The organism is Streptomyces sp. NPDC048659 (genome assembly GCF_040650575.1).
Taxonomy (GTDB): Bacteria; Actinomycetota; Actinomycetes; order Streptomycetales; family Streptomycetaceae; genus Streptomyces.
In genome coordinates this window covers 1-11,653 of record NZ_JBEZHM010000012.1, presented here as the reverse complement: position 1 = coordinate 11,653, position 11,653 = coordinate 1, and the positions used below count along the sequence as shown (strand labels likewise).

14 protein-coding genes are annotated in these 11,653 nt (G+C 74.0%); 6 read left to right on the top strand and 8 right to left on the bottom strand.

Annotated features, from left to right (window positions below; genetic code table 11):
- Positions 1–90: 90 nt before the first annotated feature.
- Positions 91–780, bottom strand: a complete 690-nt coding sequence (locus tag AB0C99_RS12135; RefSeq protein ID WP_362473243.1) for an NUDIX domain-containing protein — start codon at positions 778–780, stop codon at positions 91–93.
- 49 nt (positions 781–829) lie between these two features.
- Here AB0C99_RS12135 and AB0C99_RS12130 point away from each other — a divergent pair, with 49 nt between their 5' ends.
- Together AB0C99_RS12130 and AB0C99_RS12125 are read left to right on the top strand one after the other, a co-directional pair.
- Entirely contained in the window at positions 830–1,588 is a 759-nt protein-coding gene (locus tag AB0C99_RS12130; protein ID WP_362473240.1) for a DeoR/GlpR family DNA-binding transcription regulator, read from the top strand.
- Between the two features lie 110 nt (positions 1,589–1,698).
- Positions 1,699–2,025, top strand: a complete 327-nt coding sequence (locus AB0C99_RS12125; RefSeq protein ID WP_362473238.1) for a hypothetical protein — start codon at positions 1,699–1,701, stop codon at positions 2,023–2,025.
- 38 nt (positions 2,026–2,063) lie between these two features.
- On the opposite strand, the gene AB0C99_RS12120 is transcribed toward AB0C99_RS12125, so the two are convergent.
- Positions 2,064–2,777, bottom strand: coding sequence for a peptidyl-tRNA hydrolase (locus tag AB0C99_RS12120; protein ID WP_362473235.1), 714 nt, complete (start codon positions 2,775–2,777; stop codon positions 2,064–2,066).
- 81 nt (positions 2,778–2,858) lie between these two features.
- On the opposite strand from AB0C99_RS12120, the gene AB0C99_RS12115 reads away from it, so the two are divergent.
- A complete protein-coding gene (locus AB0C99_RS12115) occupies positions 2,859–3,536 on the top strand; it encodes an AIM24 family protein (RefSeq protein WP_362473233.1) in 678 nt (225 codons plus the stop codon).
- A 27-nt stretch (positions 3,537–3,563) separates the two neighbouring features.
- Here AB0C99_RS12115 and AB0C99_RS12110 read toward each other — a convergent pair whose 3' ends face one another.
- The 3 genes from AB0C99_RS12110 to AB0C99_RS12100 all read right to left on the bottom strand — a co-directional run bounded on the left by AB0C99_RS12110 (position 3,564) and on the right by AB0C99_RS12100 (position 6,062).
- Entirely contained in the window at positions 3,564–4,475 is a 912-nt protein-coding gene (locus AB0C99_RS12110) for a polysaccharide deacetylase family protein (RefSeq protein WP_362473230.1), read from the bottom strand.
- 17 nt (positions 4,476–4,492) lie between these two features.
- The gene (locus tag AB0C99_RS12105; protein ID WP_362473536.1) at positions 4,493–5,320 is read right to left on the bottom strand and encodes a PPK2 family polyphosphate kinase; all 828 of its coding nucleotides are present in this window, start codon (positions 5,318–5,320) and stop codon (positions 4,493–4,495) included.
- 109 nt (positions 5,321–5,429) lie between these two features.
- The gene (locus tag AB0C99_RS12100) at positions 5,430–6,062 is read right to left on the bottom strand and encodes a TetR family transcriptional regulator (protein WP_362473227.1); all 633 of its coding nucleotides are present in this window, start codon (positions 6,060–6,062) and stop codon (positions 5,430–5,432) included.
- 66 nt (positions 6,063–6,128) lie between these two features.
- On the opposite strand from AB0C99_RS12100, the gene AB0C99_RS12095 reads away from it, so the two are divergent.
- Entirely contained in the window at positions 6,129–7,079 is a 951-nt protein-coding gene (locus tag AB0C99_RS12095) for an oxidoreductase (protein ID WP_362473225.1), read from the top strand.
- Here AB0C99_RS12095 and AB0C99_RS12090 read toward each other — a convergent pair whose 3' ends face one another.
- The 3 genes from AB0C99_RS12090 to zapE all read right to left on the bottom strand — a co-directional run bounded on the left by AB0C99_RS12090 (position 7,080) and on the right by zapE (position 10,146).
- Positions 7,080–8,447, bottom strand: coding sequence for an alkaline phosphatase PhoX (locus AB0C99_RS12090; RefSeq protein ID WP_362473222.1), 1,368 nt, complete (start codon positions 8,445–8,447; stop codon positions 7,080–7,082).
- Positions 8,448–8,571: 124 nt separating this feature from the next.
- Positions 8,572–9,000 carry an OsmC family protein gene (locus AB0C99_RS12085; protein ID WP_362473219.1) on the bottom strand — a complete coding sequence of 143 codons (429 nt, stop codon included), beginning with the start codon at positions 8,998–9,000 and terminating at the stop codon, positions 8,572–8,574.
- A 60-nt stretch (positions 9,001–9,060) separates the two neighbouring features.
- Positions 9,061–10,146, bottom strand: coding sequence for a cell division protein ZapE (gene zapE / locus AB0C99_RS12080; RefSeq protein WP_362473217.1), 1,086 nt, complete (start codon positions 10,144–10,146; stop codon positions 9,061–9,063).
- 36 nt (positions 10,147–10,182) lie between these two features.
- On the opposite strand from zapE, the gene AB0C99_RS12075 reads away from it, so the two are divergent.
- Together AB0C99_RS12075 and AB0C99_RS12070 are read left to right on the top strand one after the other, a co-directional pair.
- Positions 10,183–10,953 (top strand): pyrimidine reductase family protein, encoded by a 771-nt coding sequence (locus AB0C99_RS12075; protein ID WP_362473214.1) that lies wholly within the window; start codon positions 10,183–10,185, stop codon positions 10,951–10,953.
- A 106-nt stretch (positions 10,954–11,059) separates the two neighbouring features.
- Entirely contained in the window at positions 11,060–11,530 is a 471-nt protein-coding gene (locus tag AB0C99_RS12070) for an indole-3-glycerol phosphate synthase (protein WP_362473211.1), read from the top strand.
- Positions 11,531–11,653 lie beyond the last annotated feature (123 nt).

Genomic DNA, 11,653 nt, shown 5'->3' with positions numbered 1-11,653 from the left:
ATGGCCCGGAATCAGGCGTTCGAATCCGGACATGGGGACGTTCAGAGGTTCATTTGAGGTTTCACGCCGCCGGTCTCCAGAGAGGGATTTTCAGGACGCCCGGGAGAAGGGCCCCTCCAGCGCGGCCCACTGGAGCAGCAGGATGGTCTTCCCGTCGGCGACGCGTCCGTCCCGGACCATGGCGAGGGCCTCGGCGAAGGGCACTTCGAGCACCTCGATGTCCTCGCCCTCCTCCTCCAGGCCGCCGCCGCTGCCGGTGCGGTCGGCGGCGGTGTAGGGAGCGGCGTAGAAGTGCAGGCGCTCGGTGACGGAGCCGGGGCTCATGTACGCGTCGAGCACGTGGGTGAGCGGCCCGAGCTCGACCCCCAGCTCCTCGGAGCTCTCGCGGCGGATCGCGGCGAGCGGCTCGTCCCCGTCGAGCAGCCCGGCCGCCGCCTCGACGAGGAGGCCGTCGGGGTGGCCGTTGACGTAGGCGGGGTAGCGGAACTGACGGGTGAGCAGCACGCGGCCGCGCCCGGTGTCGTACGGCAGGACGACGGCGCCGTCGCCCCGGTCGTAGGTCTCGCGCTGCTCGGTGACCCAGCGTCCGTCGCGGCGCCGGCGGTCGTAGGTGGTGCGGCGGAGCACGTGCCAGCCCTGGGAGGTGAGCTCCACGTCGCGGACCACGACGTCGGGGTTCCGGTCGAGGCCGCGCCCGGCCCGGTCGAGGCCGGTCCGGCCGCGGTGGTCGGGGACGTCGATGCCGGGGCGGGGGGCCGTGAGGTCTGCTGTCTCGGTCATGGTGCGCTACCGTACACGCAGAAACGTGCAAGAACGGGAGAGAACGCGGATGCTTGCTGCTGAACGGCGCGACCACCTGCTCGGGCTGCTCGCCCGCGAGGGCAAGATCGTCGCCAAGGAGGTCGCCGCCGACCTGGGCATCTCGGAGGACAGCGTCCGGCGCGACCTGCGCGACCTCGCCGCCGAGGGGCTCTGCCACCGCGTCTACGGCGGCGCCCTCCCGGTCTCCCCGGCCGTGGCGGACTACGCGGCCCGCGCGGTCGTCGCCCCCGACGGCAAGCGGAAGGTCGCCGCCGTCGCCGCCGGGCTCGTCCGGCCGGGCGGCGCCGTGATCCTCGACGGCGGCACCACCGCCCTCGCCGTCGCGCGGGCCCTCCCGCCGGAGCTGGAGTGCACGGTGATCACCCACAGCCCGACGATCGCGGCGGCGCTGCTCGACCACCCCCGGGCGGAGCTCTTCCTGCTCGGCGGCCGGATCTTCAAGCACTCGGCGGTCGCGTGCGGCGCCGCCGCCGTGGAGGCGGCCCAGCAGGTTTCGGCCGACCTCTGCCTCCTCGGTGTCACCGGCGTCCACCCCGACGCGGGCCTCACCACCGGCGACGCCGAGGAGGCCGCGATGAAGCGCGCGCTGGCCGCCCGGGCGGCCGAGACCTACGTCCTCGCCTCCTCCGAGAAGGTGGGCGCGGCCTCGCGATTCCGCGTCCTGCCGTGGGCGGACGTCACGGGCCTCGTCACCGACGCCGACCCCCGCCACGAGGTCCTCGGCCGGGTCGCGAAGCGCGGTGTGGAGGTCCTGACGGCGGGGTGAAAGTCGGTCAACCCCGCCCCGGCGCCCTGGTGACCGGCGAAGGACCGCTCGTAGGTTCCCGGCGGTGGCGGGGGCACCCCCCGCCGCACCGACGATCCGGGAGGGTCCACATGAAGGCACACCAGCGCGCCGCGGGAGCGGTCGCCGCCCTCGTCCTCGGGGCGGGCAGCCTCCTGACGGCCGCGCCGACCGCGACGGCGGCGCCGTCGTCGGAGACGGCGCTCAACTGTTCGGCCCAACTGATCGCGACCTCACAGAACAAGGGCGCGAACATCACGTGCACCGGCGGGTGGTTCACCGGGATCATCGACTGCAAGCGCACCGACAACGGCTACGTCTACAGGCACTTCGGCAACCGCGTGCCGTCGGGCGGCACCTCGACCGTCTGGTGCGACGTCACCGCCAACGTGATCTGGGCGGGCGGCACGCCGACCTGACCCGGCGCGCGGCGGGGCGGCCCGGGCGCGGGCCCGCCCTAACCCACCAGCCCCGCCGCCCCGTACTCCGACACCACCGTGCAGGAGCCCGGCGCGATCTCCGTGAAGCCCGCGTCCCGGACCACCGGCAGCCCGCTCGTCGTGAGCCGGGCCCAGCGCTCCGGGGCCGCCGTGCGCACCGCCAGCGGGAAGCCCGCCGCGCGCCAGGTCTCGCGGGCGGCGTCGGGCAGGGCCCACCAGAGGAGCTGCGCCCCGTGCCCGGTCTGCGCCATCGTCTTGCCGGCCGACATGTCGAGCTCCGGGTTCAGCCACAGCACGGGCGCGCCCTCCGGGACCGGGCCCGGCGCCGCCGGGTCGTCCAGGTCGGTGCCCGAGACCTGGAGCTTGGCCAGCTCCTTCGGCCAGCCGTCCAGCGGCACCGGCGGATAGACCCGCACCTCCGCGCCGCCCGCGCCTTTCACCGTGATCCCCGGCAGCGCCTCCGCCTTGCGCCACTCCGCGCCGCGCGCCCGGCGCACGACCTTGCGGATCCGGGCGTCCTGCCAGTCCTCGATCGCCCGCGCCCACTCGCCCTCGCCGAGCGAGCGGTCGTCGGCCAGGATCTCCAGGACCGCGCGCGCCGAGGTCTCCAGGGCGTCGGTACGGGCCGGGGGCGCGTCCCGCTCGATGCGGACGACCAGGGGGAGGACGTACTGCGGCTTCTCGTCGCGGGGGTCGCCGGCCTCGCCGGTCACGGTGTCGTTGCTGCTCACCCGGCAAGTCTGCCACCGGCCCGGACGGGCGCCCCGCGCGATTCTTGTAGGAACGGGCGCTTCCGGGACAGGATGCCCCCCATGAAGAGTGATCTTTTCGCCAGCGAGCACCTCGCCGAGGCGGCCACGTTCCCGGGCATGACCCTCCAGAACGCCAAGTCGGTCAAGTACACGGTCCAGGGGGAGATGCGGGCCCTCCAGGGCTCGATGGTCGCCTTCCGCGGCAACCTGCAGTTCGAGCACAAGAGCCAGGGCCTCGGCGGCCTCCTCAAGCGCGCCCTGACCGGCGAGGGCCTGCCGCTGATGACCGTCCGCGGCCAGGGCGAGGCGTGGTTCGCGCACGAGGCGCAGAACTGTTTCATCGTCGAGGTCGAGCAGGGCGACGCGCTCACCGTCAACGGGCGCAACGTGCTGTGCTTCGACGCCTCGCTCGCGTACGAGATCAGGACGGTCAAGGGCGCCGGCATGACCGGCGGCGGCCTGTTCAACAGCGTCTTCACCGGCCACGGCAAGATCGCCCTGATCTGCGAGGGCACCCCGATCGTCATCCCCGTCGCCCCCGACGCGCCCGTCTACGTCGACACCGACGCCGTCGTCGGCTGGAGCGAGCAGCTGCGCACCTCGCTGCACCGCTCGCAGTCGCTGGGCTCGATGGTCCGCGGCGGCTCCGGCGAGGCGGTCCAGCTCAAGCTGGAGGGCCAGGGCTTCGTCATCGTCCGCCCGAGCGAGCTGACCCCGCAGAAGAAGTCGGCCAACTGACCCGGCCCGCCCGCGCCGCCGCGCCGCTCAGCGGCTCATGAGCTCCGAGACCTTCACGAAGCGGTAGCCCTTGGCGCGGAGCTCCGGGACGATCCGGCGGATCGCCCGCTCGGTGACCGGGGCGGCGCTGCGGGTGCAGTGCATGACGACGAGGGAGCCCGGCTTCACGCCGTCGAGGACCTGGTCCGCGACCGCGTCCGGGTCCTTCGCGAACGCGTCGCCGCTCACCACGTCCCACTGCACGGCCGTCACGCCGAGGGGCGCCAGCGCGCGCAGCGCCTCGTCGTCGTAGCAGCCGCCGGGGAAGCGGAAGTACGGGACCACCCGGGTCGCCCCGGCGTCGCGGAAGGCGTCGAAGGCGCGCCGGACGTCGGCGGCCATGTCCGGCGCGGCCACCGTCGGCAGGCCGTAGCAGGGGCTCGCGAAGGCGTAGTGGCTGTAGGAGTGGTTGGCGATCTCGAAGCGCGGGTCGTTGCCGATGGACCGCGCCTGGTCCGGGTACTCCTCGGCCCAGCGGCCCGTCATGAAGACCGTCGCGTCGACCTTCAGGCGCCGCAGGGTCGCGATGAGCGCCGGGTTGTCGAAGTGCTCGCCGCGCGCCGCGCGCGGGCCCTGGTCGGCCGTCATGTCGGCGTCGAAGGTGAGGGCGACGACCTTCTCGGCCTGCCCGGCCTTCTTGCCGGGCGCGCCCGCGCTCGGCGCGACCCGGCGGCTGAACACCGGGGTCAGGCCGTCCGGGCCGGGCGCCAGGGTCGGGGGCGCGGCGGGCGTCGGCGCGGCCGGGTGCGTCGGTGCCGGGGTCGCCGGGCCGGTGCCCGGCGAGGACACGCCCTTCGCCGGGGCGGGCGGGGCGGGCGGTGCGGCGGCGCCCCCGTCGCAGCCGACGAGCACGGCGCCCAGCAGGGCGAGCGCCGACAGTCTTCGTACGGGAATGGTCACCCGGCGAAACTAACCGATCATTGGGCGAGCAATCGTCTCCGGCACTCCGCCACGTCGAAGTCACCCGGCGGGTAGCGCGGGTCCAGCTCCGCCAAGTGCTCCGCGAGCAGGGTGCTGATCGCCCAGTTGCGATACCACTTGCGGTCCGCCGGGACCAGGTACCAGGGCGCCGCCGAGGAGCACCGCTCCAGGGCCAGCTCGTACGCCTCCCGGTACGCCGGCCACAGCGCCCGCTCCTCGATGTCGCCCGGGTTGAACTTCCAGTGCTTCTCCGGCGTGTCCAGGCGCTCCAGGAGCCGGTCGCGCTGCTCCTCGTACGACAGGTGCAGGAAGACCTTGACGACCGTGACGCCGTCCTCGGCCAGCGACCGCTCGAACTCCCGGATCTCGCCGTAGCGCGCCTCCAGCTCCGCCGCCGGGGCCAGCGAGCGGACCCGGGCGATGAGGACGTCCTCGTAGTGCGAGCGGTCGAAGATGCCGATCTCGCCCGGCCGGGGGAGCGCCTTGGCGATCCGCCAGAGGAAGGGATGGCTCCGCTCCTCCTCCGTCGGCGCCTTGAACGCCTGGATCCGGCAGCCCGAGGGGTTGAAGTGGCCGATCACATGCTTGACCGTGCCGCCCTTCCCGCTCGTGTCCATGCCCTGGAGGACGAGCAGCAGGCGCCGCCGGTCGCCCGCCGTGCTCGCCGCGTAGAGGCGCTCCTGGAGACCGGCGAGCCCGGGGCCGAGGGCCGCCGTCGCCGCCAGCCCGGCCGCCTTCCCCTTCGGGCCGCCGGGGGTCGCGCGGGTGTCGTACGCGGTGAGGTCGACCGGCTCGCCCGGCGGGACCCGCAGCAGCGCCCGCAGCCCGCCGGCGGGGCCCGGACCCCCTTCGCCGTTCCCCTCGGGCTTCCTCGGGTTCTTCTTCCCGGCCACCGCGGCCCCTTCCCTCACGTCGGTCGGTGTGCGTGCTCCTTCACCGATCGTGCGCGTCCAGCGCCGGGCCCACCACCGCGAAGGCCCGGTCGAGCAGGGCCAGCGGGTCCTGCGCCGCCCCGCTCTCGCTCCACCGCTGGAGCACCGTCCGGAACGCGACCAGCGCCGTGCCCGCCGCCAGCCGGGGGTAGAGGTCCGCCGCCGGGTCGAGCCCCTCGCGCCGGGCCAGCTCCGCCGCCAGGGTCTCCTGCCAGGCGGACTGGCGCTCCAGGAAGCGGGCCAGCAGCGCGGGGGTGCCGAGGATCAGCCGCACCACCCGCAGGGCCCGGTCCGCGTGGTCCGGGTGCGCGTCCGTGCAGGCCAGCAGCGGCACCGCGACCGCGTGGCGGAGCGAACGGGACGGCGGCTCGGCGGCCGGCCGGCCGGACAGCTCCGCGTGGATGTCGGCGCCCATGCCCGCCAGGAACCGCACGACCACGTCCTCCTTGGACGCGAAGTAGCGGAAGAAGGTGCGCTTGGAGACCCCCGCCGCGGCGGCGATCTCGTCCACGGTGACCGCGTCGAAGCCCTTCAGGGCCAGGAGCTGGAGCGCCGCCTCGGACAGTTCGGTCGCCACGAGCAGGCGTTTGCGTTCCGCCAGGCTGACGGTCGGTTCGGTGGGCATGGCCGCCATCCTAGCCGCCGATGTCACCAAGGGCAGCACTTGACACCGAGTGACAGCAGCGGCAGCGTGTGCCGCATGACAGAGCAGCAGCGCTGGAACGCCGACCTCATCCCCGACCTGACCGGACGCGTCCTCGTCGTCACCGGGGCCAACAGCGGCCTCGGCCTCGCCACCGCCCGGGAGCTGGCCGCGCACGGCGGGCACGTGGTGCTCGCCGTGCGCGACGAGGACCGGGGCCGGGCCGCCGCCGACGGGATCCGCCGGGCGCACCCCGGCGCCCTCCTGGCGGTCCGCCGGCTCGACCTCGCCGACCTCGGCTCCGTACGGGAGTTCGCCGACGGGCTGCGCGCGGCGCACCCGCGCCTGGACCTCCTGGTCAACAACGCGGGCGTGATGGCCCCGCCGTACCGCGTCAGCGCCCAGGGCCACGAGCTGCAGTTCGCCGTGAACCACCTGGGCCACTTCGCGCTCACCGGGCTGCTGCTCGACCTCCTCGCGGCGGGCCGCGACCCCCGGGTCGTCACCGTCAGCTCGCTCGAACACCGCAAGGGGCGGCTCGACTCCGCCGCCTTCGACGCCCTCGAAGGCGGCGGCGACGGCGGGCGCGGCTACGCGCCGATGGGCGCCTACCGGCGGGCCAAGTTCGCCAACGCGGTCTTCGGCCGCGAGCTCCAGCAGCGGCTGGCCGCCGCCGGGAGCCCGGTGCGCAGCCTCCTCGCGCACCCCGGCTACACCGCCACCAACCTCCAGAAGGAGACCCCGGTCGCCCTCGTCCGGCTGGTCTTCGGGCGGCTCCTCGGCCCGCTGCTCGCCCAGCGCCCGGAGTCCGGCGCGCTCCCGCTGCTGTACGCGGCGACCGCCCCGGACGCCGAGGGCGGCGCGTTCTACGGGCCGGACGGGCCGGGCGAGCTGCGCGGGGCGCCGCGCCGGGTGGCGCTCGCGCCGGCGGCGGCCGATCCGGGGACCGGCCGCCGCCTGTGGGAGCTCTCCGAGCGCCTCACCGGGGTCGCGTACGCGCGCTCCTGATCAGCACCAGGGGCCGGTCACCGCGAAGGTCGTCCCCGGGGTGTAGCAGTTGACGAACATCGTGCGCCCGTCCGGCGAGAAGGCCACGCCCGCGAACTCGCCCCACTCCGGGGCGTCCGGCGTTCCGATGTTCTGCGCGCCCCGCGCCACCGGGTACACCTCGCCCTTCCGGTTCACCCCGTAGACGTGCTGGGCCCCGTCGCCGTCCTCGCAGACCATCAGCCCGCCGGACGGCGTCAGACAGATGTTGTCCGGCGACTCGCCCGGCAGCCGGATGTCGGTGTCCGGGCCGAAGACCACCACCAGGGTGAGGCGGCGGCGGTGCGGCTCGTACCGCCACACCTGCCCGAAGTGGGTGGCCCCGGAGCCGTCCTTGGCGCGGGCGAAGGAGGACACGAAGTACACGGCCCCGCCCGCCGGCCCGGCGCCCAAGTAGCAGCCCTCCAGCTTCTGGGCGTGGGTGACGCCGCCGGGCCCGAAGTCCTGGAGCCGGATCGGGGTGGCGGTCGCCTGCGGGTCGGGCACCGGCACCCACCGGACGCCGTCGAAGCACGTGCCCGGCTCCTGGACCACCGACAGGTCCGGCACCCCCGGCACCCGCATCGCCTCCAGGGCGCCGCCCGCGCGCAGCGAGCCGGGGCCGCCGAGCGGCTTCTCGGGGAGGAAGCGGTAGAAGAGGCCGAAGGGGTGCTGGAAGGCGTCCTCCGTCTCGTACACGATCCCGCTGCGCGGGTCGACGGCGACGGCCTCGTGCTGGAAGCGGCCCATCGCCTTCAGCGGGGCGGCGCCGGTGCGGTGCGGGTCGGCCCCGTCCACCTCGAAGACGAAGCCGTGGTCCCGGGTGTAGCCGTTGGTCCCGGCCCGGTCCTCGGTCTCCTCGCAGGTGAGCCAGGTGTTCCAGGGGGTGGGCCCGCCCGCGCAGTTGACGGCGGTGCCGGCGAGCGCGACCCGTTCGCCGAGGACCCGGCCGCGCGCGTCGAGTTCGAGCGCCGTGCAGCCGCCCCTGGCGGCCGGGTCGTAGGTGAGGCCCGGGACGGTGGGCACCGTGGTCTTCGCGGTGGCCCGGTTCTCGTGGTTGCGGACCAGGTGCACCCGGCCGCGGCGGCCGGGGAAGGCGGCCATGCCGTCGTGGTTGCCCGGGACGGGCCCCTCGCCGGAGCGCAGCGGCTCGCCCTGCCGGGAGAGCACCCGGTACGAGAAGCCGGCCGGGAGGTCCAGCAGCCCGGCGGGGTCGGGGAGCAGCGGCCCGTATCCGGCCCGGCCGCCGAGCGGCACGGCGGCGGCGGTGCCGGCGAAGAGTTCGGAGAGGGCGCCGGTGAAGGCGATGCCCACGGTGCCGGAGAGGATCTGACGTCGTGTCGCGGTCATGAGGCAACGACCCACTTCTGTTGGCGGACAGGGGTGGTGTGACGTGTGACCCGCACGTGTGTACCACGCATGGCGCGGCCCGTGAACCGGGCGGGTCACATGTCGCCTCGTGCGACGGGTGGGCTCAGCCGAGCAGTTCGGCGGTGAGCGTGATCGTCGTGCCCGCCAGCGCCTGGCTCACCGGGCAGTTCTTCTTGGCGTCCTCGGCGAGCGCCTGGAACTGGTCGGCGTCCAGGCCCGGCACCTCGCCGCGCACGGTCAGGTGGATGCCGGTGATGCCCTGGCCGGGCTGGAAGGTGACATCCGCCTTGGTGTCCAGGCGCGTCGGCGCGTTGCCCGCCTTGGCCAGGCCGTTGGAGAAGGCCATGGAGAAGCAGGCGGAGTGCGCGGCCGCGATGAGCTCCTCCGGGCTGGTCTTCCCGTTCGGCTCCTCGGACCGGGCCGGCCAGGAGACCTCGTAGGAGCCGAGGCCGGAGGAGTCGAGGGAGACGACGCCCTTGCCCTTGAGGAGGTCGCCCTCCCAGACGGTGTGGGCGTGACGGACGGTGGCCATGGTGGAAGCCTTTCGATCGGGTACTGCGCTTCGGGTACTGCGATCGGACAGGCACCCAAGCTACTGCGCGACCAGCCCCTTGGCGTCCCGGGCCAGGGCGGTGAGCCGGGAGATCGCCCGGAAGTACTTCTTCTTGTAGCCGCCGTTCAGCATCTCGTCGCTGAACAGGCGGTCGAAGGGCAGTCCGGAGGCGAGCACCGGTATCTCGCGGTCGTAGAGCCGGTCGGCGAGGACCACCAGCCGCAGCGCGGTCGACTGGTCGGGGACCGGCCGCACGTCGGTGAGGCAGACGGCCGAGAGGTCGTCGGTCAGCGCGCCGTAGCGGCTCGGGTGCACCCGGGCCAGGTGGTCGAGCAGGTGCGGGAAGTCGTCGAGCGAGGCGCCCGGGGTGGCGTACGCGGTCCTGACGACGGTCTCGTCGCCGAAGGGCGCGGGGGCCTCGGGCAGGCCGCGGTGGCGGTAGTCCTGGCCGTCGATGCGCAGCGGCCGGAAGTGGGCGGACAGGCCCTGGATCTCGCGCAGGAAGTCGGCGGCGGCGAACCGGCCCTCGCCGAGCTTGCCGGGCAGCGTGTTCGAGGTGGCGGCGAGCGCGACACCCGCCTCGACGAGCTTGCCCAGGAGCGAGGAGACGAGGACGGTGTCGCCCGGGTCGTCCAGCTCGAACTCGTCGATGCACAGCAGCCGGTGCCCGCTGAGGGTCCGCACGGTCTGCTGGAAGCCGAGGGCGCCCACCAGGTTGGTCAGCTCCACGAAGGTGCCGAACGCCTTGAGCGAGGGCTCGGCCGGGGTGGCGTGCCAGAGGGAGGCGAGCAGATGGGTCTTGCCGACGCCGTAGCCGCCGTCCAGATAGATCCCGCGCGGGCCGGTGGGGGCGGCGGGCTTCCTGGCGAACCAGCGGCGCTTGCCGGAGCCGGAGGCGTGGGCGCCGCCGAGGCCCTCGGCGAAGCCGGAGAGGACCTTGACCGCCTCGATCTGGCTGGGCTGGTCGGGGTCCGGTATGTAGGTGTCGAAGCGCACGGCGTCGAACCGGGGCGGCGGCACCATCTCCGCGACGAGCCGCTCGGCGGGGACGTGGGGCTCTCGCGAGCAGAGCGAGAGCGGGGCCGCCTCGGTGGAAGCGGCTTCGGTTATGGCACGGGTCGACACAGTTCCCCACTGTAAGCGCCATGTCAGACTGCGAGGATGCGACGCCTGTTCCCTGTGACGGACATGACAGCCACGGACTCGGCCGGGGAGTGGACCCTCGACGAGCTCGCCGACACCTACGCGTACCCCGCGGAGGCCGCCTCCGGTCCCTGGCTGCGGGCCAACATGGTCTCCTCCCTCGACGGGGCGGGACAGCACGACGGGCGCTCCCAGCCGCTGTCCTCGGAAGCCGACATGCGGATCTTCGGGACCCTGCGGGGCCTGGCCGACGTGATCGTGGTCGGTGCCGAGACCGTACGCCAGGAGGGGTACCGGCCGGCCCGCGCGCGGGAGGCGTTCGCGGCCCGCCGGGCGGCCGCGGGGCAGGGTCCGGCGCCGGTGATCGCGGTCGTGACCGCCTCCCTGGACCTCGACTTCTCGCTGCCGCTGTTCGCCTCGCCGCTGGTGCCGACCCTGGTCCTGACCGGGGCGCAGGCGCCCGCCGACCGGGTGGCGGCGGCCCGCGCCGCCGGGGTCGAGGTGCTGGTCGCGGGGGAGGGGCGCGGGGTCGAGCCGGAGCGGGCGGTGGCGCTGCTCGCGGAGCGCGGGCTGCGGCGCCAGCTGACCGAGGGCGGGCCCCGGCTGCTCGGGCAGTTCGTGGCCGCCGGGGTGCTGGACGAGCTGTGCCTGAGCCTGTCGCCGACGATGACGGCGGGGGGTGCGCAGCGGATCGCCGGGGGCCCCTCCGTGGAGGTTCCGCGACGCTTCGCCGTCGTGTCGGTGCTGGAGCGGGACGGCTTCCTGTTCACCCGCTACCGTCGGATCTGACAATCGGCGGAATTTGTCGTTCCGCTTTGCGTCGGCTGGGCACACTTACTCACGCAGTCCCCGTGCGGGCACGGGGAAGGATGGTTTCCGCAGAAGGGCTCCTGAGGTGTTCACAAGCGTTCTGATGATCGAGAAGCCCCTGACGGCCGTCGACGTGGACTTCGTCACCACGCTGCACGGCGATGAGGGCGTCTCCTTCATCGTTCTGATGCAGCCGCGCGGTGACCAGGCCGATGTACTGCTGCGTGCCATCGACGACGTGGCCATGGGCGAACTGAAGGAGGCGGCCCGCGAGGGCGAGGAACCGGAGGGCAAGGACGCCCGCAAGCCGGCCGAACAGGCACTGGAGCACTCCCTCCAGGCACTGAGAGCGGCGGGCTGCGAGGCGGTCGGACAGGTGGTCGAGGACCACCCCCTGGACAAGATGAAGTCCGTCGTGGAGGAGGCCGAGGCCGACGAGGTGATCGTGCTGACCGCCCCGCACTACGTGGAGGAGTTCTTCCACCGCGACTGGGCCTCCCGGGCCCGGCACAAGGTCGGCGTGCCCGTCCTGAAGCTCTTCGCGCACAGCGAGTAGCCGCGCTGTGTCGGGGCGGGCGTCCCGGGACCAGCAGCCGGGCCAGCACGTCGTCGCACAGCTCCTCCAGCGGGCGGTCCGTGTCGTGGAGGGCGGCGGCGAGCTGGTCCATGCCCTGTTCCA

What these genes read in the sequence shown, in the direction of transcription:
- AB0C99_RS12100 (WP_362473227.1), bottom strand. Translation starts at nt 6,062, where the DNA reads ATGGCGGCCATGCCCACCGAACCGACCGTCAGCCTGGCGGAACGCAAA.
- AB0C99_RS12115 (WP_362473233.1), top strand. Translation starts at nt 2,859, where the DNA reads ATGAAGAGTGATCTTTTCGCCAGCGAGCACCTCGCCGAGGCGGCCACG.
- AB0C99_RS12090 (WP_362473222.1), bottom strand. Translation starts at nt 8,447, where the DNA reads ATGACCGCGACACGACGTCAGATCCTCTCCGGCACCGTGGGCATCGCC.
- AB0C99_RS12135 (WP_362473243.1), bottom strand. Translation starts at nt 780, where the DNA reads ATGACCGAGACAGCAGACCTCACGGCCCCCCGCCCCGGCATCGACGTC.
- AB0C99_RS12095 (WP_362473225.1), top strand. Translation starts at nt 6,129, where the DNA reads ATGACAGAGCAGCAGCGCTGGAACGCCGACCTCATCCCCGACCTGACC.
- AB0C99_RS12075 (WP_362473214.1), top strand. Translation starts at nt 10,183, where the DNA reads ATGCGACGCCTGTTCCCTGTGACGGACATGACAGCCACGGACTCGGCC.
- AB0C99_RS12085 (WP_362473219.1), bottom strand. Translation starts at nt 9,000, where the DNA reads ATGGCCACCGTCCGTCACGCCCACACCGTCTGGGAGGGCGACCTCCTC.
- AB0C99_RS12125 (WP_362473238.1), top strand. Translation starts at nt 1,699, where the DNA reads ATGAAGGCACACCAGCGCGCCGCGGGAGCGGTCGCCGCCCTCGTCCTC.
- AB0C99_RS12130 (WP_362473240.1), top strand. Translation starts at nt 830, where the DNA reads ATGCTTGCTGCTGAACGGCGCGACCACCTGCTCGGGCTGCTCGCCCGC.